Raw genomic sequence first — 20,657 nt, 5'->3', positions numbered from 1 at the left:
CAGCCGGCGATATCTCCATTACAGCCGACGGTATGCTGGTCAACAGCGGCCAGATCAACAGTGCTCAGCATCTGGCGGTGAAGACCACCGCCGGTATAGCAAACGCAGGAGTGCTTTATGCGCAGGGCAATACCCAGCTCACCACCGCAGGCACGTTGAATAACACCGGCACTGTCGCGGCGGCGGGTGATACTTCGCTGCGCGCGGTAGAAGTGAACAGCAGCCGCAATTCGGTGTTAGGTGCGGGTGTCAAATCCGACAATAGCAGTGTTACCAGCGGCACTCTTAGCATTGATGCCAGCGGGCAGTTAATCGCCCAAGGGAAAAATATCAGTGGTACGGCGCAGAATCTCAACGCGCACAGTATCGATCTTAGTGGCAGCCAAACTCAAAGCCGTGATATCACATTGACCACCCAAGGCGGGGCTATCGATCTCACTGGCGCGAACCTCTCCGCCAGCCAGCATCTGTCTGCTTCGACCGCCGCGCAGTTACGTACCGACAGCGCCCGCCTGATTGCAGATCAAGTCACACTGAACGCCCAATCGCTCTCCAATGTCGGCGGGGTAATAGCGCAAACCGGTACCACGGACTTCAATCTGACTCTGCCGGGTGATGTCGATAACCGGGGCGGCACCTTGCTCTCTGGCGGGAAACTCTCACTGCAAGCTGAAAACCTGAACAGCAACGGCAACAGCCTGTTGGGTGCAGGTGTACAAAGCGATGGCAAACTGGCCCAAAGCGGCTCGCTGAATGTCGCTACGCGGCAAGCATTGATTGCTCAGGGGCAGAGCGTCGCAGCACAAGACATGACGCTAACCGGCAGCCGTGTTGATCTCACCGGTAGCCAAACTCAGGCTGGCAATATCACTATAACGGCCCGCGACGGCGATGTTTCTACGCAAGACGCGACGGTGCTCACTCCCGGAACTCTTGCGATCACCGCCGCAGCAAATCCGAAACAAACCCTGAATAACAGTGGCGGTAAATTGCATGCCGATAATATCCAGCTCAATCTGGCCAAATTGGATAACAGCAAAGGGGAAATTGCGGCAGCGACCGACCTGTGGATACGCCTGCAAAGTGATTTCACTCATCAGGCTGGCGCACGTTTAACGGCGGGGCGTGATCTGGTGTTCAGTTCCACCGGTTCCCTGATTAACCAATACAAACTGGAAGCCGGGCGGGATATGCAGCTCACCGCGCTCAGTATCAGCAACACCAATGCTGATGACAGTAGCGCCCTGCTGGCGGGGCGTGACATGGCCTTGAGCACCGACAGTCTGTTTAACCGGGGTGCTATCTATGCCATCGGTGTCGGGCAATTTGCGGTTAACGGCAATGCTGAGAACCGCGGTGAGATTTATACCGAACAGCAACTGACGTTCACCACCACCGGCAATCTGGCTAACCGCGGTGTGATGCAAACGCGCGGTGATATGCGGTTATCGACGCAGGGCGACCTCAATAACAGTGGCACGCTATACAGCGCCGGTGACCAGATGCAGTTGTCCATCAACGGTAATCTAACCAACCAGGGTAAGCTGTACGCCGCCAATGGCAACGTCCACCTGCGGGCAGAAGGTTATCTTGATAACAGCGGCAGCCTGTATAGTGCAGGCAACAGCGAACTCATTACGCACGGCGACGCGGTTAACAGCGGCTCAATTTATGCTCAGGGCGCACTGCAGTGGCAGGCTGATGGGCGCGTAGGCAACAGTGGTTCAATCGCCGCACTTAGGGATCTCCAACTGCGCGCTAATGACTTATTTAGCGCCCATCAATCCCTGATAGGGGCGGGATTGCAATCTGACGGCAACCGCGCCAGCAGCGGTGATTTGACGGTCAGCACTGAACACGCCTTGATAGCACAAGGGCAAAACATGGCCGCCGGTGCATTGGCGCTATCGGGGAGCCAACTTGATCTCACTGGCAGCCAGACTCAGGCCAACGCCATCAACTTTGTGGCTAAATCTGGCGATATCACCTTAACGGAGGCCGTGGTAAAAGCGGCCACGCAACTGTCGGCCAGCACCACCGCCCTGCTGCGCGCCGATAAGGCCAACCTGATGGCGGAGAGGGTCACACTTAGCGCCCAATCGGTCTCCAATCTCGGCGGGGTGATAGCGCAAACCGGTATCATGGATTTCACCCTCAATTTGGCTGGCTATCTGGATAACCGCGCGGGCACGCTGCTCTCCAAAGGTAACGTGACGGTACAGACGGAGCGCCTTGACAGTGACAGCGACAGTCTCTTGGGCGCAGGTGTGCAGAGTAATGGCCGCCTGACGGATACCGGTGACTTGGTGGTGGCGACCGGTCAGGATTTGAATGCGCAAGGGCAAAATATCGCCGCCGGTGCCATAACGTTAACCGGTAGCCGGATTGATTTGACCGGCAGTCAGACCCAAGCCCGCGAGATAAACATCACCGCCAACAGTGGTGATATCAGCACGCAACGCGCCAACATAATCTCTCTCGGCTCGCTGACCATTAATGCGGGGGCAAATGCCGGGCAAACCCTCCATAACCAGGGCGGTGCGCTGGCGGCGAATAATATCTCGTTGAATCTTGGTCAGTTTGATGGCAGCGCAGGTAAAGTCAGTGCCAGTCAGGATCTGACTATTGGTTTACTGAGTGATTTCAATAATCTGGCCGGTTCGACACTTCAGGCCGGGCGTGATTTAACCTTGAGCACTGACGGCACGTTAACCAATGACGGGCAGTTATTAGCGGGCGGCAAACTCAGCACCCACTCGGTCAGTTTATTGAATAACGGCAATATCAGTGCGACCCAAGCCAGCCTCACCGCGACGGGCGCATTGACTAACCGTGGCGAGATCTTAACCCGTGGTCGGCTCGATACCGACTCCAACACCCTGTTCAACACCGGCTCCCTGATCAGTGCAGAAGCCACGCTGAAAGCGCGGGAGCGTATCACCAACTCTGGCCCTAACGCCCTGATGGGTGCCACCGATGAAAATGGCACGCTAGCCCTGCTGGCACCGGTGATTGAGAACAGTGATCTCGTCACGAGCACTGACACTGCCCCGACCACCACCCTTTTAGGGATGGGCAAGGTCATTCTGGCGGGCGGGCAAGATAAGGGCGGAAATTACCTGACGGCGGCTCAGATCCTCAACATTTCCGGTCTGATCGAATCCGGCAAAGATATGTTGATTTACGCCACGACACTGACCAATCGCCGCCATATTCTCACCGCCAATACACAATTTGTGACGGGCAATACCGTTAGCGGATCAGCTTACTGGTCGCCAACCAATCCTGATGTACCGGGTGGTCGCTATGCTGAACCACCTCATGGCGGCTCGATGAACAGTGATTATATTGGCACTAATTATACGTCGACTTACGCCTATAACGGCATTGATCAAATTAGCCCTGAGGCACACCTGTTAGCGGGGGGGAACCTGACCCCGCAGGTGGGCACGCTGGAAAACTTCTGGAGTAAAGTGAGTGCGCAGGGAGAGATTGATCTTTCGGGTGTCACCCTGAACCAGGATGGTTGGGGGAATGCACAACGCCTGATTGAACGGACGACATCCAGCGGTGAGTGGCGCTACCGTACCTACAAAGGCAATTTGTGGGGCACGGCGTGGGGGCCGGAGGTCAGAGAGCACACCACCAACCAATATGCCTCCAGTCTTACGGCGAAAACCCTGAGTGGCAGCGGCACAACGATCAACAATGGGGCCAACCCCGGTGCTATTGCGCCGCCGAGTGGTCGCGACCATACCGGTAAAGATCTCGCCGTCGAGTTTAACGGTATTTCGTTGACACTCCCCAATGGCGGGCTATATCAGCTCAACACAGATAAAGGTCACTACGCGCCGGATCCGGAAGGCAAACTTTCGTTCGACAGTATCAATACCCCCTCCGCCAACGTGGATCGCACTGGCCTCGCCGCCCCAGATCGTGCAGTAAGTGGTGGCTATCTGGTGGAAACTAACCCGGCGTTTGCCAATCTTAATAACTGGCGCGGGTCAGATTATGTACTCCAGCAGTTGAATAACGACCCGGATGTGATATTCAAACGTTTGGGGGATAACGCCTACGAACAACGTCTGGTGCGCGACCAGGTGCTGGCGCTGACCGGTCAGGCAGTCGCCAGTGATTACCGTAGCGCTCAGGAGCAGTTCGAACAGCTCTTTGCAGCGGGGCTCGAGTACAGCAAGACGTTCAATCTTGCCCTTGGCACCCACCTCAGTGCGGAACAAATGGCGGCATTGACCCGCAATATCGTGCTGATGGAAAGCAGGGACGTTGCCGGGCAAACCGTGCTGGTACCGGTGGTCTATCTGGCTGGCGTCAAACCGGGTGACTTACAGGCTAACGGGGCCTTGATTGCCGCTAATAATATCGAACTCACCGATATGCAGGGGTTCAATAACTCAGGGGCGATTAAAGCCAGCAATGACCTGCGCATTGACATGGCAAAAGATATCACCCTGACCAGTAATGGCGGTTTACTTCAGGCCGGTGGCAACATGCAGCTCAGTACGCTCAACAGCGATATTGACCTGACTGGTACGCGGTTAAATGCCACTAATCTGCAACTGGATAGCGGGCGCGATGTGATCCTGCGCACGGACAGTGAGCAACTCAGTAGCAGCAATGGTGCTGTGCTGCGTAATCAAACCCTGCTGGGGCCACTGGCGAGTATCAATGTCAGTAATAACGCCGCTATCAATACCGGTCGTGATTTTATCCTGCAAGGTGCTGGCCTGACGGTTGGCAAGGATCTTCAGGTCAATACCGGCGGTGACTGGATCCTCAATACCGTGCAAAGCAGCGACCAGATAAGTGCGAATTATGGTTATGGCAGTTCGACCAGTGAGCATATCCGCCATCTGGGCAGCGAGGTGAATGTCGGTGGTGCGTTGATCGCTAAAGTAGACAACCTGACTGCGGTGGGGGCTAACATCAATGCCGGCACAGTGGATGTGCAGGCACAAAACATTAACCTGAGTGCGGCGACCGACAGCTTGCACGTCACCGGTGAATCCTCGAGCAAGCGCCATACCAGTTCAGTGGATCTCTACGATGAAACCCTGCGTGGTAGCCAGCTGAATGCCACCGGCGACGTCAATTTGCAGGCAGCAAAAGACATCAAACTGAGTGCCAGTACAGTGGAAACCGACGGTGCGCTGAAGCTGGCGGCGGGCGGGGATGTCACGCTCACCACCCAGACTGAACAGCATGACGCGCAGCGCAATCATACTGGCATCAGCAAAGGGCTGGCATCGACGACGACCACACGTACCGAAGACAGTATTAGCCAGACACTGGCGGTCGGCTCGATGCTGTCAGCGGGTTCTATCGATGTCAGCGGCAACAATATCGCGGTCACCGGCAGTAATGTGGTGGCCGATAACGATATTAACCTGCGGGCTAAAGAGAACCTCACCGTCAGCACCGCGCAACAGAGCGAGAACGAGTCTCACCTGTTCGAGCAGAAAAAATCGGGCCTGATGACCACCGGTGGGATAGGTGTCACGGTGGGGAGTAATAGCCAGAAAACGACTGACACCGGCAAATCCATCTCCAACGTGGGCAGCACGGTGGGCAGTCTGGGGGGGAATGTCACTCTTGATGCGGGAAATCAGTTAACTATTCACGGCAGCGAAGTGATCGCCAATAAAGACATCAGCCTGCAAGGGTCAGATGTCGCGATAACTGCTGCGGAAAACAACCTGTCCCAACAACATACCACCGAGAGTAAACAGAGTGGCATCACCGTTGCCCTGTCTGGCGCGGTCGGCAGTGCGGTCAATACCGCGGTCACTACCGCACAGGACGCCAAAAAAGAGACCAACGGGAGACTGGCTGCCTTGCAGGGCACCAAAGCGGCGCTATCGGGTATTCAGGCGGTGCAGGCCGGTCAACTGGCGCAGGCACAAGGCGGTGATGCCGCCAGCATGGTGGGTATCAGTATTTCATTAGGGTCACAGAAATCGTCCTCGCAACAACATCAGGAACAGACCCGTGTGAGTGGTTCGACCCTGACGGCGGGCAATAATCTGACCATCAATGCGACCGGAAAAGGCAGCTCGGCGAACAGCGGCGATATCCTGATTGCAGGCAGCCAGCTCAAAGCCGGTGGCGACACCACCCTGGATGCGGCGCGTGATGTGCTGTTGCTCGGTGCCGCCAACACACAGAAAACCGACGGCAGCAACAGCAGCAGCGGTGGCAGTGTGGGAGTCAGTCTGGGGTTCGGTAGCGCTGGCGGTGGTCTGAGCATCTTTGCCAATGCCAACAAGGGTCAGGGCAATGAGCACGGCGACGGCACCTTCTGGAGTGAAACTCAGGTTGACACAGGCGGTACGTTATCACTGCACAGTGGTCGTGATACGTCATTGATAGGCGCTCAGGCGAGCGGTGAAAGTGTCAAGGCCGATGTGGGGCGTGACCTGTTGCTGCAAAGCCAGCAAGACAGCGATAACTATGATGCGAAGCAGACCAGTACCAGCGGCGGTGTCAGCATGGCGGTGGTCGGCGGCGGAGGCTCTGCCAACCTGAGCATCAGTAAAGATAAGCTGCACAGCAATTATGACAGTGTACAGGAACAGACGGGTATCTTTGCCGGCAAAGGCGGCTTTGATATCACTGTCGGTGAACACACTCAGCTTGATGGCGCAGTGATTGCCAGCACCGCGGACAAGAGCAAAAACAGTCTGGATACCGGCACGCTCGGCTTCAGTGACATTGAAAATAAAGCCGATTTTAAAGCGGAACATCAGGGCGGTAGCCTGAGCACCGGTGGCCCAGTGGGGTCTGACCTGCTGAGCAATCTGGGTGGCGTGGTGCTGTCGGGTCTGGGTAATGACGGTCATGCCGAAGGTACCACGCAGGCAGCGGTCAGTGAGGGTACCATCACTATTCGTGACACCGATAAACAACAGCAGAATGTCGATGACCTGAGCCGCGACACCGACAACGCCAACGGCAGCATCGGCCCTATCTTTGATAAAGAGAAAGAGCAGAACCGCCTGAAAGAAGCCCAGCTGATTGGCGAGATAGGGGGTCAGGTCAGTGATATCGTACGCACACAGGGCAAAATAGCGGAAGAAAAAGCGCTAAAAGACCCAGAGGCTATTCAGGCCGCCAAAGAGACACTGGCCAAAAAAGGGATATTGACTCCAACGGAAGAACAGCTGACCAACCAGATACGTAATACCGCCATGGCCCCTTATGGTACCGGCAGTGCACTGCAACAGGGGATTCAGGCGGCAACGGCAGCGATACAGGGGCTGGCCGGTGGGAATATGGCACAGGCATTGGCGGGAGCCAGTGCGCCGTATCTGGCGGAAGTCGTGAAAAACCTGACTACAGACCCGGTAACTGGAAAAACCAACGTGGCGGCCAACGGCATGGCACACGCCGTACTGGGTGCTGTCACCGCCTATGCCAGTGGTAACAGTGCGCTGGCGGGCGCAGCGGGCGCGGCCACTGCCGAGTTGATGGCCCCGACTATTATCGCCGCAATGGGCTGGGACAAGGATAATCTCTCCGAAGACCAGAAGCAGACAGTCAGCGCCCTGGCGACACTGGCAGCCGGGCTGGCCGGAGGCTTGACCGGTGACAGTACCGCTGATACGGTTGCGAGTGCGCAGACAGGCAAGAATGCGGTTGAGAATAACTTCCTGAGCGGTCTGGAAGGGTTTGGTCAAGGCATGATTAGCGCTGGTCAGGCCACCTCTACCCTAGGGCAGTTTATGGAACAGAACGGTGCGACAACCGCAGAGATAGCACAAGCACAAAGCGACCTAGCGAAAGGCCTGGGAACCGGTGCACCACAACCTGCTAGTGAGCTGGTTAAAACATGGGCGTTATTAATGAGTACTGTTGCAACAATGGGAACAGGGACGGCTACCGGAGCTGGGGCAATGGTTACTGGCGGAGTGATCAGTGGCACAGCTAATGTCAGTACACAGCTCACAGTGAACGGTGATAAACCATTTAGTTATACCGACGCATTGATAGCGATAGGTGCGGGGGCGCTGACACAGGGAAAAGGTCCGGTGTTAACTGGGGTCATCAGTGTTGGTGGCGCTTATGTAGGCAGCAAGCTCAAAGGTGAAGACCCGACAAATGCGATGATCGGAGCAGGATTGGGTTCGACCGCGGGTAGTGGAACAAGTAAGGTTGTTACCGATAAGCTCAAACCAATAATATCAAATGGTGCGGCGGAAACTATAGGTAACATAGGTGGTTCGCTTGCTGGAGAGATAGTTGGCAACAAAGTTCAGGATAAACTTAATGAGTCTGGAGATAAGAAATGAAAATCCAGACTGTTGGGATAAAGTTGCTTGCTATTTTAATTTGTTATTGTGTTTTGATACTGATTGGCATTGCGCTCTTAGCATGCCTATGTGCGGCGTTTTTAGTCTTTCTCAAAAATGGCACGTTTATTTTTGGTTGGAAAGATGATGTTGTTTACTCGGTTAAGGCTGGTATAGCTGCAGGGGTTCCTACTGGAGTAGGTATCTGGTTTATGTCTTTGATGAAAGCTCGCAAAGAAAAACAATCTCCACCTAAAGAGTAGTCTAGTCATCTCCCAATACCGGTTGGCTGCCGAGGTTGGGAGGAAATACTCTAGGTATCATATCGAATGTGGGGGGAAGTGGTTTTGCACATTGTGAGATAAACGATTTCTCCCTAAGATAGGGATGTTGAGATTAATAATTCAAGTAGTAATATAAAAGGATTTTAATATGTTGTGTAATACATGTAGATTGGAAGAAGAAAATAAAGAGTCTGGTTTATGTACTCACTGTGAAGATAAGGAGGCTAGAAAAATAAACGGCATTTTGTACCTCCCTGCTTTAGGAATTATAGGTAATGTTGTCAGCGGTTTTTTGAGTTTATATGTTGTTCTTTCATTGTTTATTAGCACTTATAATTACTCAGGAGAAGTGACAGTTTACGGCGTGTGTTTGTTATCGGTTTTAATGATAAATATTGTCATTACGCTTTTAGCGGCATGGTTTTTCTTTCGACGTCATATGAAAACAAAAAAAGTAATGATTTTTTATTATATTTTCGGGTTGTTTTATGCATTAATTGTTGTTGTCTTCCCAGTTATTTATTATGAAGCCATTCCAACAAAAACAGATATTCGCACATTAGTGGGTAGCATTATTGGGGTAGTCGCCTGGATACCATATTTCCTATTGTCGAAAAGAGTGCCTGTAGTTTTCAGTAGGTGAGTATTGTTCTGGAGAATAATAACCTTGCTATCTTGCGTACCGGTGCAGCCGCTTGTGCAGAGATAGCCGTTTGTAGCAAAGCGGTCATAGATCTTGGGTTTGGTGCTCTCATCGGTGTTGGTGTTGCCACTTTAGCGATTGAAGAACTTTCTGGCGTACAGAAAACCAATGTTATGCTGGCTGCAATGTCAGGTGATCAGGAACAAATAGATAAACTGTCACCTTCCGAGCGAGCAGCCTACGAAGAATTAAAAAATGGTAAGGGTTTAATTACGGGGTTCCCTACTCCAGTTGATGATCCCACAGGCGGTAAGCTGGTAAATCCTGCGCCCGATCAAAACAAGGGAACGGCGTTGGTGACACCAGATAAAAGTGGCGAGCAAAAGGGAATGATTACAATAACGCCTGAAAGCCAAAGTGGTAAAAACGATGGTGTATACATTAATCCTAGACCGACTCAACCTGATGTTAATGGATCAACTTATATATCTGAATCGGGTGAAGAAATTAATGCAGGGAGTTTCTTTAATGGTACAAAGTACACTGATAAAGTAAAACAGCAGGCTTCATCAGGAGATTACCATTCATTCCCTGAGTCTGTGGATGGTCATTCTGCCCAAGGTACAGTCACTGAAATTACTGGTGGGGATGGTATTAAACGTTGGAAACTAGAAATTTCGGGAAGTTACAAAGGAAATGATGGTGTGTTCGAATATATTCGAAACCCAGATGGTTCGATTAACCATCGACTTTTTATTCCTAATAAAAATAAGTGAGAAAGAACATGATTAGTCAGATATTGGAGTTATATGCACGTTGCGGTCGAAGCTTATCAAACAACGGGCTTGATGAAGCAGTTCTCCCATTATCGGAAGCCGAATATGCACTTAATCTTTTTGCAGAAAAAGGCTGGATCATATTAGGTGGAGATGTTTATCAATATAATAAAAGTGGAGAAATGGATAATTTTTATGCTGATTGGTTCTATAGCTCAACAAATTGTATTGAAAGCATTGCTCATGCAAAGAACCACTTAAGTAAGCTAGTTGGTGATAATTTATTTGTATCGTTTACTATAAAAAATCAGTAAGACGCAGTACTCTGAATATAATCAAAAGCCACGATATCATGCCGCCTACCTGCGTTAGTTAAAGGGGGGCGTAGATAAATTTGGTATAAATAGAGTTGCCTCCGTGGTAAACGCGGTAATGAACCCAGTTCGATGGTGCGGTGATTGGCTCCACTGCCACCGCCGATAAAAACACGTTGGATACTAGCTCGCTCGGCTTCAGTGATATCGGGAATAAAGCGGACTTCAAGGTTGAGCATCAAAGTGTCGGTATCAGTACCGGCGGTAGCATCGACGGTCAGTTTGCCGGGAATATGGCCAACGGCTTGTTGGTTGGTGCTAACAATGAAGGCCACGCCGACAGCACCACCCATGCCGCAGTCTCCGATGGCACTATCACGGTGCGTGACACGGATAAGCAACAGCAAAATGTTGATGACCTGAGCCGTGATGCTGAACACGCCAACAATGCACTCTCCCCTATTTTCGATAAAGAGAAAGAACAGAATCGCCTGCGCGAAGCGCAACTTATCGGTGAAATCGGCAGCCAGGTCAGTGATGTTATTCGCACACAGGGGCAGATTATCGCCACTAAAGCGGCGAATGAAAAAATGCAGGATGTGAGTGAGGCTGACCGTGACGCGGCTAAAGCAAGCTGGCAAAAAGCGAATCCGGGCAAGAACCCTACGGCAGAAGAGATTGATGGTCAGGTTTATAAAACGGCTTATGACAAGGCGTTCAATGAATCAGGCTATGGCACCGGTGGCAAATTCCAGCAGGCGGCGCAGGCAGCAACTGCGGCTATCCGGGGATTAATCGTGAAGACCTGACTGAAGAGCAGCGACAGACCATCAGCGCCTTGGGTACACTGGCGGCAGGATTGGCCGGGGGCGTGGTGGGTAATAGCACTGCTGACGTCGTTGCCGGGGCGCAGGCTGGGAAGAATGCGCTGGAGAATAACTTCCTGCTGCAAATGTTGGTGCCACCGCCACCGGTAGCGCAAACACCTAATAACACAGGTAATACAGAAGGTGCGCCTGATTTACCGACTAATTACGAGAGTAGTAATAAAATCACGCAAGGCCAGCATGCTGAGATCCGAAATAGTGAGGGGCGTCCAGTTGGCGCTGTCATTAATGATGTACAGAAATCACGACCAGCAGACATTTTGCTTCAAGAAGATGGTCGTTGGATCGTTAAAGGTAGTGGTGGAAATATCCACGTCATTGATCCTAATGGGGAAGTTGTAACTTCATTCAAGAACTCTGACAAGAACACAGCGCAACGTTTAAATGATGGTCGATGGAGCAGACCTGATAGCGGTCAACTAGAGGAATTTAAAAATAAATTCTCTGACTATGTAAGGTGGTAATGATGGATGTTCTCAAGGTTGATTATATTCCAGGGGTAAACGTCACTTTGTTTGATGTTCGTCTCTCTGAGTCTGAAGTTGTAGTTTTTTCAGACTGTGTAAACTATGTTTTGAAAAATTGCTCAGATGCACAAATAGAGAAATTAACTGAGTGTTCAGGCAAAGAAGAGCTATCTTGGTTTTTAGCTGATCTTTTAGGTCTGATGAAATCTATGGAACATAAGGAATATATACCTGAGAGATATAAAAATCTGGATTAATATATAAACTAGGATCTTTATAAATAACTATGTGTCTAATCCCGGCCAACTGGCCGGGATCTTTGCCGTGTGCCGGGCATGCTCAGCAGCTCGGGGGGGGAAGTCCCCCTGTCCAGCCTGATGGTGGCGAAGGACTAGTGAAGCGCAAGGGCGTCGTCGTGAGGCGGGGTCTGAAGGAAGCGTGGAGCAAAACCATGACCTGACGAACAGAAACCCGATATAAGGCCTAGCATCGGCGGTCAGTTTGCCGGGAATATGGCCAACGGCTTGCTGGTTGGTGCTAACAATGAAGGCCACGCCGACAGCACCACCCATGCCGCAGTCTCCGATGGCACGATTACGGTTCGTGACACGGATAAGCAACAGCAAAATGTTGATGACCTGAGCCGTGATGTTGAACACGCCAACAATGCGCTTTCGCCTACCCAAGGTACCAACCCGACATTGCATGGTGGTGGCACTCAGATATTTTTACCTACACCTAAAGATGACTGGATCATAAAAAAATGAATACGAGTGAAATAGTTGAGTATTGGGTAAGTAAAAGAAGCTCATTTTATTTCTTTCTACCAGATGGTCCCTATGGAAGACCTTTTGATAATCAATATCTTATTGAAAAGATAGAAAAAACAGATGGGTTTGGAATTTTTCTTTCGGACAACCTAGTGCTTAACTTTATTGGGGACGCAGAGGTTGATGATGAGGGATGTAATCTGAAAATTAAGAACTTTAATCACTGCATCTTGGTAAGAAATGGGAAAATTCTAAAAAAATATGACCATGGGGACGTAGTTTTAAGTGGTTTCTGAATGATTCAGCTCCTGATTGCTATGCCGGGAGCTGCTTTTCTGCAGGCAATTTATCCGGTGGGATCTTCAGCGGCTCTATCGGGTATTCAGGCGGTGCAGGCCGGTCAACTGGCGCAGGCACAAGGCGGTGATGCCGCCAGCATGGTGGGTATCAGTATTTCATTAGGGTCACAGAAATCGTCCTCGCAACAACATCAGGAACAGACCCGTGTGAGTGGTTCGACCCTGGCGGCGGGCAATAATCTGACCATCAATGCGACCGGAAAAGGCAGCTCGGCAAACAGCGGCGAGATCCTGATTGCAGGCAGCCAGCTTAAAGCGGGTGGCGATACCACGCTGGATGCGGCGCGTGATTTGCTGCTGCTCGGTGCAGCCAACACGCAAAAAACCGACGGCAGTAACAACAGCAGTGGCGGCAATATTGGTGTCAGTTTGGGCGTGGGGAGCTCTGGTGGCGGCCTGAGTATCTTTGCCAACGCCAATAAGAGCCAGGGGAAAGAACACGGCGACGGCACCTTCTGGAGTGAAACTCAGGTTGACACAGGCGGTACGTTATCACTGCACAGTGGTCGTGATACGTCATTGATAGGCGCTCAGGCGAGCGGTGAAAGTGTCAAGGCCGATGTGGGGCGTGACCTGTTGCTGCAAAGCCAGCAAGACAGCGATAACTATGATTCGAAGCAGACCAGTATCAGCGGCGGTATCAGTGTCGCGGTGATTGGTGGGGGGGGTCTGCAAACCTGAGCATGAGTAAAGACAAGCTGCACAGCAATTATGACAGTGTGCAGGAGCAGACGGGTATCTTTGCCGGCAAAGGCGGCTTTGATGTTAAGGTCGGCGAGCATACCCAGCTCGATGGCGCAGTGATTGCCAGCACCGCAGACAAGAGCAAAAACAGTCTGGATACTGGTACGCTGGGCTTCAGTAACATCGAAAACAAAGCTGATTTCAAAGCTGAGCATCAGGGCGGCAGCCTGAGTACCGGTGGTCCGGTGGGGTCTGACCTGCTGAGTAATCTGGGGAGTGTAGTGCTTTCAGGGCTGGGCAATGATGGTCATGCCGATGGTACTACGCAATCGGCGGTCAGCGATGGCACTATCACTATCCGCGATACCGGTAAACAGCAGCAGAATGTCGATGACCTGAGCCGTGATACCGACAACGCCAACGGCAGCATCGGCCCTATCTTTGATAAAGAGAAAGAGCAGAACCGGCTGCGAGAAGCGCAGCTTATTGGCGAGATTGGTGGTCAGGCAATGGATATTGCGCGGACACAAGGGGATATCATCGGTCTGGAAGCCGCACTGAAGGCCAATCCGACGTTGAAAGGCGATGCGGAAGCCTTGCGTGAGACAAAAGAATACAAAGCCGAAATGCAGAAATACGGCACCGGCAGTGCGCTGCAACAAGGTATTCAGGCCGCGACAGCCGCCGTACAAGGCTTGGCCGGTGGTGATATGGCGAAAGCGCTGGCAGGCGCCTCAGCCCCGTATCTGGCTGAAGTGATTAAGAAAAGCACCGGCGATAATCAGGCAGCTAACCTGATGGCCCATGCAGTACTGGGTGCAGTCGTGGCACAGGTAAACGGCAACAGTGCACTGGCGGGCGCTTCGGGTGCAGCGATGGGTGAGTATATCGCCCAGCAGATGTATCCGGGGATTAATCGTGAAGACTTGACCGAAGAGCAGCGACAAACTATCAGCGCGCTGGGTACACTGGCCGCAGGATTGGCTGGGGGCGTGGTGGGTAATAGCACTGCTGACGCCGTTGCCGGGGCGCAGGCTGGGAAGAATGCTGTGGAGAATAACTATCTGAGCAGCACGGAAAAGAGCCGCCAGACATATCTCAACAACAAACAGAACCTGACACCAGAAGAACAGAAAGATAAGGAGGCGTTAAATCGCAAGGATCTGGAAAGTGATCTGGCTGCTTACGCGGCCTGCAGTGGCGAAGGTGGTGACTGTCAGGTAGAAAGAGCAAAAGCGAAGGACGCGCAAGATACCTACTTCAATCAGACCTACCAGAATCCGAAAGAGGCTCAGGCGGGGTATCAGCAGATAATGAACTTGCTGAACTCAACAGATCCGAATGCGAAGGAAGTGTTTAACATTCTGGAAGGGTATACGCAGGCGTTCATGTCGTTTGGGTACACTGAGGATGAAGCCAAAGCGAGAGCAGGAGCCTATGTTGGTTCCATGTATATCGCGGGTGGTGTGAGTGCAGTAGTGGCATCTGGAGCACTGACGAAACAGTTTGGGAAGGATGTTGCGCTCAACAATAAAGGTTCTGCTTCAGGGGCAGCAAGTTCACTTGTTAAGAATGCAGATGGCATTTACGAAGTAAAAGTCAATGTCACGCCGCTGGAAGGACATGACCGACTTAATACACCGGATCTGGGGGGGAATGGTAAGCTAAAACCGGCTGAAGCCGCATCTGCAGCACAATTAGAGCCTAATCTCGGTACAATGGAGCGTTATACACCACCACCCGGGATGATCACTGATAAAACACCTGACTTTGTGATTACGTCAGGCCCCAATAAAGGTAAAACCGTCGATGCCATGTATACGACAGATAGACTGTCACAGAAAGAAATAGATGGATTAAACAAATTCTATGAAAAAAACATGGTTTCTGGGAATGGGCAAAAAGTCATTCAGGATCATTTGCAAAAAGCTGATTTTGTTCCTGTTGATTTTAGAGTGCTAACGCCTGCTAACCAAAATATTTTTATGAATTATATAAAAACACTGCCTAAAGTACAGCAAGATAAAATTATCATTATGAGGTAATGACATGGGAGCAAGTATTTTCTTTCGTAGAGATGAAACTATCGAAAAACCGGAAGATAGATTGACCTCTGCATTTATTCATAGCAGTTATTGGGATGCCTTTGGCGATCTGCTGGATGCTGTTTTTTTACCAGACTACCCCAAGTTGCATGAAATAATTAAGTCTGAAGAAGGTGAGTATCTAAAGTTTTATTCATTTGTTGAGTTAGATAAGGCAGATTTTAACCATGCTGTTAAGCTAATCAGGGACTATCTTGTGAAGCAACAAAACCCAACCGAATGGCAAAAGATGGCAGAAGTGGTGTGGGAAGATGTTGCAGAACCTTACATTATCCAGGATGAGCGTTATCAGCCTGATTAATGAGTAAATAAAACCCCAGCTTCGGCCGGGGTTCCTTCTTCTAAGCCCTTAATCCCCCCACTTCCCGCCGCCACAACCTAATTACACCAGGCACGGCGGTAACATCACTTGTTCAGCGCTGGTGATACCGGACTCGGGTGAGCCAGTCGCCACTGACAATCGCCTCGCCGTTTTCCCGCACCCTGTCCGTCCCTAAATCTTGCCGCTGTTGGCTGGGTATACTCGCCCTATCTTGAGCCTAGCTCCTTCGGGGTCGCTGCAAGCAGCGTTCAATTTTGCCTCCTAGGTGGCTTTATCGGTGTCGACAGTGATCCAGAGCTGGTGATACTGGAGCGTCAGTTGTAACGGGGTGCCAGCGGCAAATCCCAATGCGCCGCCTGCCAGCGTCAGCTCTGGGATCGGTTGAGGGGTAAAGGTGATGTTCATGCGACACCGCGCAACAGAGCGAGAGCGAGTCTCACCTGTATGAGAAGAAAAAATCGGGTCTCTCCACCAATGGGGGTATTGGGGTATTCATCGGCTCTTCAAGCCAAAAAACCACCGACAAAACGCAGACTCTGAGTAACGTCGGTAGCACGATTGGCAGTTTGGTGGGCGATGTCACTCTTAATGCAGGAAATCAGTTAACTATTCATGGCAGAGAAGTGATCGCCAATAAACCCGCCCTCGCAGTTTGGTCCCCCTGAATGTAGTCTTACAGCACAGAAAGCAACGTTCAACGCCGTGAAGTTGAGCAGGATGGTTGCGATTGATATCACATTGAGGCTGGGCATTGTTGTGGTCACTATTCAAAGTCATTGCGGGGAAAGTTGGATGACCTTCTAGAGTCTGTTAATCTAACCGAAAGCAGTGAAATATCGTAAAACCAGATGGTTAAAAAAATGTAAGTCAAAATTAAACTTTTCATTGACTGTTATAAAAAATATATAAAAATCAATTGAATTATTGTTTTGGATAAAGATGAAAACTATTGAACTCGACGAAGAACTTTATCGCTATATTGCCAGCCATACGCAGCACATTGGCGAGAGTGCGTCTGATATTTTACGGCGTATGCTGAAGTTTACGGCCGGTCAGCCGGTACCAAGCCTACCTGCCAGCACTGATACGGTGAAAGTGGCGGCGGCTCCAGCACCACGAGATCGGGTTCGTGCGGTGCGTGAATTGCTGCTGTCCGATGAGTATGCGGAACAAAATAGGGCGGTTAACCGCTTTATGTTAGTGCTATCCACACTTTACACACTGGATGCGCAGGCGTTTACTGAGGCGACTGAATCATTACATGGTCGCACTCGGGTTTATTTTGCCGGTGACCAGCAGACATTGTTGCAAAACGGGACGCACACCAAACCCAAACATGTCCCGGGTACGCCATACTGGGTCATTACCAATACCAATACCGAGCGTAAACGCAGTATGGTGCAACATCTCATGCTGGCAATGCAGTTCCCGCCGGATTTGACCGAAAAAGTGTGCGGGACTATTTAATTTCGTTGAACCGATACCCAAAGAAATTGGAGTTGCAGGTAGGCAGCAAGCGAATGGCAACTTGGTTGTAAATCATGTTGAACAGCGCTTGCACTGGCCCGCAGGGTGAACCTCATAGAGGCTCATAATCCCGATGAGCTTACGTAAATAAGTGATTCGGGTGAGTGAACGCAGCTTGCGGCTCCAAGTACGAAGGGGATATATAGGGAGTAGTGACTGTGGCCAATCACCCTCGTGCCGGGCAACCCGCTCAGCAAAGCGATTTGATAAATGTTGCTCAGTTAACGTCGCAATATTATGTATTGCAGCCAGATGCTGAAAATTCGGCCCATGCGGTCAAATTTGGCACCTCCGGCCACCGTGGCAGTTCATTACGCCACAGTTTTAATGAAGCACACATTCTGGCAATCGCTCAGGCGATCGCAGAAGTTCGTCACCAACATGGCATTAGTGGTCCGTGTTATGTGGGCAAAGATACCCACGCATTATCTGAGCCGGCATTTATCTCGGTATTAGAAGTGCTGACGGCGAATGGTGTGGATGTCGTGGTACAGCAAGATAATGGTTTTACACCCACTCCGGCGATTTCGCATGCCATCCTTTGCCATAATGTGCAGGGTAAAGCCTTGGCTGACGGCATTGTTATCACACCGTCACACAATCCGCCTGAAGATGGTGGCATCAAGTACAACCCACCAAATGGCGGCCCGGCCGATACCAATCTGACCTCGGTAATTGAAAAAAGAGCTAATCAGTTACTCAGCCTGAAATTGGAAGGCATCAAACGCCAAACGCTGGATAAAGCCTGGCGTGGTGATCATCTGCGCGAACAAGATTTGATTCAGCCGTATGTTGCAGGCTTGGTGGATGTGGTCGATATCCCAGCCATTCAACGTGCTGGTCTGAAATTAGGTGTTGATCCTCTCGGTGGCTCTGGTATTGCTTACTGGCAACGTATTGGCGAGCACTATAAGTTGGATCTAACACTGGTTAATGATTCCATCGATCAGACCTTCCGCTTTATGCACCTTGACCATGATGGCGTGATCCGTATGGATTGCTCGTCAGAATCCGCAATGGCTGGCTTATTGGCGTTACGCGATAAATTTGATTTAGCCTTTGCTAACGATCCCGATTATGACCGCCATGGTATTGTGACTCCGGCAGGGTTGATGAACCCGAATCATTATCTTGCAGTATCGATCAATTACCTGTTCCAGCATCGTCCACAATGGGGCGCTGATGTAGCCGTGGGTAAAACGCTGGTCTCCAGTGCGATGATTGATCGCGTGGTGGCCGATTTAGGCCGTAAGTTGGTAGAAGTCCCGGTTGGCTTTAAATGGTTTGTTGACGGCTTGCACGACGGTAGTTTTGGTTTTGGTGGTGAAGAGAGTGCAGGGGCCTCCTTCTTGCGCTTCAATGGCACGCCGTGGTCTACTGATAAAGACGGTATTATCATGTGTTTACTGGCGGCAGAAATTACAGCCGTTACCGGTAAAAATCCACAGCATCACTATGATGATTTAGCTGCACGCTTTGGTGCTCCAAGCTATAACCGTATTCAGGCTCCGGCGACTCAGGCGCAGAAGAATGCGTTGTCTAAATTGTCACCTGAGATGGTGAAAGCCAGCACGTTGGCGGGTGATCCTATTACTGCCCGTTTAACCACAGCACCGGGCAATGGTGCATCCATTGGCGGCCTGAAAGTGATGACGGATAACGGCTGGTTTGCCGCTCGTCCATCCGGCACTGAAGACGCTTATAAAATTTACTGTGAAAGTTTTATCAGCCCAGAGCATCGCGAAAAGATAGAGCAGGAAGCTGTAGATATTGTTAGTGAAGTGCTAGCGGGTAAATAGTCATAACCGGTAAGAAATAGCGCCTATTGGCGCTATTTTTTCGCCAGAAGCTCGATCAGCCGATAAACTGACACCTAATATTATATTTCTTCTTTTAGCCCTGCTTTCCATTGCCAGGAGCCGATTACCCCAATGCTACTAGCAATGCTCCGGCGGTAATTAGTGCAACGCCCAAACTGGCCAGCAGAGAGATTTTTTCACCAAACAGGATAACCGCCAGAATCACCGCAAAAACTACACTGAGTTTATCAATTGGGGCCACTTGAGAGACATTGCCATGCTTGATAGCCATAAAGTAAAACAGCCAGGATAACGCACCCGCAACGCCACTGAGAATAATGAATAACAGGGCTTTTTTATCGGCCAATACACCACCGATCAGATTGAATTTCCCTTGAGCTAACACCACACCGACCAGGAACAGCGCCATCACGACAGCACGAACGGCAGTCGCAGTATTGGCATCCAACTGCTGCAAGCCGATTTTACCGAAGATAGCGACCAGAGAGGCGGTGAATGCAGATAGCAGGGCGTAAATCAACCATGTACTCATGAATAATAAGACCTATTAGCATTTAAAGGCTTGATGCTACGCCGCTGAAGTCTATTTTCCTAGTAGCAATGTAAAATTTGATGTCACACAACATGTTACAGGATAAAGCGATAGCCGACGCCGGTTTCAGTTAGTAGATGCTTAGGGCGGGTAGGGTCTGTTTCTAATTTTTGACGTAAATGGCCCATATAAATGCGCAGATAGTGGTTGTGCTCGACATAATTCGGCCCCCAAACTTGGCTCAATAACTGGCGCTGGGTAATCACCTTACCGGCATTCGCCAACAATGCAGAGAGCAGGCGAAACTCAATCGGCGTAAGGTGCAGGTTTTCACCGGCACGGGTAACTTGCCGATTGATCAGATCAACGCTGATATCAGCAAAGTTCACCAGCGGGCTTTCCTGACTGCCCCCGCTATGGCGGCGCAAAGCAACTCGCACTCTAGCCAGTAATTCACTGATTCCAAAAGGTTTGCTTAGGTAGTCATCGGCCCCAGCATCCAGTGCGGCCACTTTATCTTCTTCACTGTTACGAGCCGATAAAACGATAATAGGAATGGCACTCCACTGGCGCAGGTCTTGAATATAAGTCAGTCCATCGCCGTCTGGTAACCCCAAATCCAAAATAATCAGGTCCGGTTTGCGGGTACCGGCTTCAATAAGCCCCCGTTGCAAGGTATCACTCTCGAATACTCGCCAGCCCTCACTCTCCAGCGCAATACGAACAAAGCGCCGGATCTCTTTTTCATCTTCAACGATTAGGATGTTAGTCGGGGATATAGTCACTTCTCCTCATACCCGTCATACTTCAAGCTGTTTGTGCGTTGGCTGCTTTCGTTACTCGGCCTATCCATGGGCCTCG

15 protein-coding genes and 3 pseudogenes are annotated in these 20,657 nt (G+C 50.8%); 15 read left to right on the top strand and 3 right to left on the bottom strand.

The annotated features are described in order from the left end of the window. Window positions 1–32 precede the first annotated feature (32 nt). The 12 genes and pseudogenes from A6J67_RS19000 to A6J67_RS18940 all read left to right on the top strand — a co-directional run bounded on the left by A6J67_RS19000 (window position 33) and on the right by A6J67_RS18940 (window position 15,896). Window positions 33–8,306: a hemagglutinin repeat-containing protein gene (locus A6J67_RS19000; protein ID WP_319016465.1), complete on the top strand. Its 8,274-nt coding sequence runs from the start codon at window positions 33–35 to the stop codon at window positions 8,304–8,306. Beyond that, the gene (locus tag A6J67_RS18995; RefSeq protein ID WP_050297689.1) at window positions 8,303–8,569 is read left to right on the top strand and encodes a hypothetical protein; all 267 of its coding nucleotides are present in this window, start codon (window positions 8,303–8,305) and stop codon (window positions 8,567–8,569) included. The genes A6J67_RS19000 and A6J67_RS18995 overlap by 4 nt, the downstream gene beginning before the upstream one ends. A 169-nt stretch (window positions 8,570–8,738) precedes the next feature. Continuing rightward, a complete protein-coding gene (locus A6J67_RS18990; RefSeq protein ID WP_050297690.1) occupies window positions 8,739–9,233 on the top strand; it encodes a DUF2569 domain-containing protein in 495 nt (164 codons plus the stop codon). Then, complete coding sequence (locus tag A6J67_RS23885) at window positions 9,230–10,009, top strand: hypothetical protein (protein ID WP_301280546.1); 780 nt, start codon at window positions 9,230–9,232, stop codon at window positions 10,007–10,009. Before A6J67_RS18990 ends, A6J67_RS23885 begins: the two co-directional genes overlap by 4 nt. An 8-nt stretch (window positions 10,010–10,017) precedes the next feature. Then, complete coding sequence (locus A6J67_RS18975; protein ID WP_080608321.1) at window positions 10,018–10,323, top strand: hypothetical protein; 306 nt, start codon at window positions 10,018–10,020, stop codon at window positions 10,321–10,323. 122 nt (window positions 10,324–10,445) lie between these two features. Further along, a pseudogene (locus tag A6J67_RS18970) lies at window positions 10,446–11,269 on the top strand (VENN motif pre-toxin domain-containing protein); the annotation flags it as partial. A gap of 404 nt (window positions 11,270–11,673) precedes the next feature. Continuing rightward, window positions 11,674–11,934, top strand: a complete 261-nt coding sequence (locus A6J67_RS18960; protein ID WP_226967854.1) for a hypothetical protein — start codon at window positions 11,674–11,676, stop codon at window positions 11,932–11,934. Between the two features lie 228 nt (window positions 11,935–12,162). Next, a pseudogene (locus A6J67_RS18955) lies at window positions 12,163–12,357 on the top strand (hemolysin); the annotation flags it as partial. Window positions 12,358–12,440: 83 nt separating this feature from the next. After that, window positions 12,441–12,743, top strand: a complete 303-nt coding sequence (locus A6J67_RS18950) for a hypothetical protein (protein ID WP_080608320.1) — start codon at window positions 12,441–12,443, stop codon at window positions 12,741–12,743. After that, the gene (locus A6J67_RS23980) at window positions 12,744–13,487 is read left to right on the top strand and encodes a hemagglutinin repeat-containing protein (RefSeq protein WP_404810541.1); all 744 of its coding nucleotides are present in this window, start codon (window positions 12,744–12,746) and stop codon (window positions 13,485–13,487) included. It abuts the gene before it with no gap. 2 nt (window positions 13,488–13,489) lie between these two features. After that, a complete protein-coding gene (locus tag A6J67_RS23975; RefSeq protein ID WP_050297698.1) occupies window positions 13,490–15,535 on the top strand; it encodes a VENN motif pre-toxin domain-containing protein in 2,046 nt (681 codons plus the stop codon). A 4-nt stretch (window positions 15,536–15,539) separates the two neighbouring features. Then, window positions 15,540–15,896 (top strand): hypothetical protein, encoded by a 357-nt coding sequence (locus A6J67_RS18940; protein WP_050088235.1) that lies wholly within the window; start codon window positions 15,540–15,542, stop codon window positions 15,894–15,896. Between the two features lie 282 nt (window positions 15,897–16,178). On the opposite strand, the gene A6J67_RS23535 is transcribed toward A6J67_RS18940, so the two are convergent. Further along, on the bottom strand, window positions 16,179–16,322 hold the full coding sequence (locus tag A6J67_RS23535; RefSeq protein WP_172668590.1) for a hypothetical protein: 144 nt from the start codon (window positions 16,320–16,322) through the stop codon (window positions 16,179–16,181). Window positions 16,323–16,327: 5 nt separating this feature from the next. Here A6J67_RS23535 and A6J67_RS18935 point away from each other — a divergent pair. The 3 genes and pseudogenes from A6J67_RS18935 to pgm form a co-directional block, all read left to right on the top strand. Beyond that, window positions 16,328–16,555: pseudogene (locus A6J67_RS18935) on the top strand (hemagglutinin); the annotation flags it as partial. Between the two features lie 301 nt (window positions 16,556–16,856). Further along, window positions 16,857–17,384: a replication initiation negative regulator SeqA gene (gene seqA / locus A6J67_RS18930; protein WP_005188877.1), complete on the top strand. Its 528-nt coding sequence runs from the start codon at window positions 16,857–16,859 to the stop codon at window positions 17,382–17,384. A gap of 218 nt (window positions 17,385–17,602) precedes the next feature. Further along, entirely contained in the window at window positions 17,603–19,243 is a 1,641-nt protein-coding gene (pgm, locus tag A6J67_RS18920; protein ID WP_005188878.1) for a phosphoglucomutase (alpha-D-glucose-1,6-bisphosphate-dependent), read from the top strand. A gap of 124 nt (window positions 19,244–19,367) precedes the next feature. Here pgm and A6J67_RS18915 read toward each other — a convergent pair whose 3' ends face one another. Further along, window positions 19,368–19,796 carry an EamA family transporter gene (locus A6J67_RS18915; RefSeq protein ID WP_005188879.1) on the bottom strand — a complete coding sequence of 143 codons (429 nt, stop codon included), beginning with the start codon at window positions 19,794–19,796 and terminating at the stop codon, window positions 19,368–19,370. A 95-nt stretch (window positions 19,797–19,891) separates the two neighbouring features. Continuing rightward, window positions 19,892–20,581, bottom strand: a complete 690-nt coding sequence (gene kdpE, locus A6J67_RS18910; RefSeq protein WP_042569393.1) for a two-component system response regulator KdpE — start codon at window positions 20,579–20,581, stop codon at window positions 19,892–19,894. Window positions 20,582–20,657: the final 76 nt, after the last annotated feature.

The sequence above is a fragment of the Yersinia sp. FDAARGOS_228 genome (assembly GCF_002073315.2).
GTDB classification, from domain to species: Bacteria; Pseudomonadota; Gammaproteobacteria; order Enterobacterales; family Enterobacteriaceae; genus Yersinia; species Yersinia intermedia.
The sequence above is the reverse complement of the archived record's forward strand: the minus strand, read 5'-3'. Positions and strand labels throughout refer to the sequence as shown.

What these genes read in the sequence shown, in the direction of transcription:
- A6J67_RS19000 (WP_319016465.1), top strand. Translation starts at nt 33, where the DNA reads ATGCTGGTCAACAGCGGCCAGATCAACAGTGCTCAGCATCTGGCGGTG.
- A6J67_RS18995 (WP_050297689.1), top strand. Translation starts at nt 8,303, where the DNA reads ATGAAAATCCAGACTGTTGGGATAAAGTTGCTTGCTATTTTAATTTGT.
- A6J67_RS18990 (WP_050297690.1), top strand. Translation starts at nt 8,739, where the DNA reads ATGTTGTGTAATACATGTAGATTGGAAGAAGAAAATAAAGAGTCTGGT.
- A6J67_RS18975 (WP_080608321.1), top strand. Translation starts at nt 10,018, where the DNA reads ATGATTAGTCAGATATTGGAGTTATATGCACGTTGCGGTCGAAGCTTA.
- A6J67_RS18960 (WP_226967854.1), top strand. Translation starts at nt 11,674, where the DNA reads ATGATGGATGTTCTCAAGGTTGATTATATTCCAGGGGTAAACGTCACT.
- A6J67_RS18950 (WP_080608320.1), top strand. Translation starts at nt 12,441, where the DNA reads ATGAATACGAGTGAAATAGTTGAGTATTGGGTAAGTAAAAGAAGCTCA.
- A6J67_RS23980 (WP_404810541.1), top strand. Translation starts at nt 12,744, where the DNA reads ATGATTCAGCTCCTGATTGCTATGCCGGGAGCTGCTTTTCTGCAGGCA.
- A6J67_RS23975 (WP_050297698.1), top strand. Translation starts at nt 13,490, where the DNA reads ATGAGTAAAGACAAGCTGCACAGCAATTATGACAGTGTGCAGGAGCAG.
- A6J67_RS18940 (WP_050088235.1), top strand. Translation starts at nt 15,540, where the DNA reads ATGGGAGCAAGTATTTTCTTTCGTAGAGATGAAACTATCGAAAAACCG.
- A6J67_RS23535 (WP_172668590.1), bottom strand. Translation starts at nt 16,322, where the DNA reads ATGAACATCACCTTTACCCCTCAACCGATCCCAGAGCTGACGCTGGCA.
- seqA (WP_005188877.1), top strand. Translation starts at nt 16,857, where the DNA reads ATGAAAACTATTGAACTCGACGAAGAACTTTATCGCTATATTGCCAGC.
- A6J67_RS18915 (WP_005188879.1), bottom strand. Translation starts at nt 19,796, where the DNA reads ATGAGTACATGGTTGATTTACGCCCTGCTATCTGCATTCACCGCCTCT.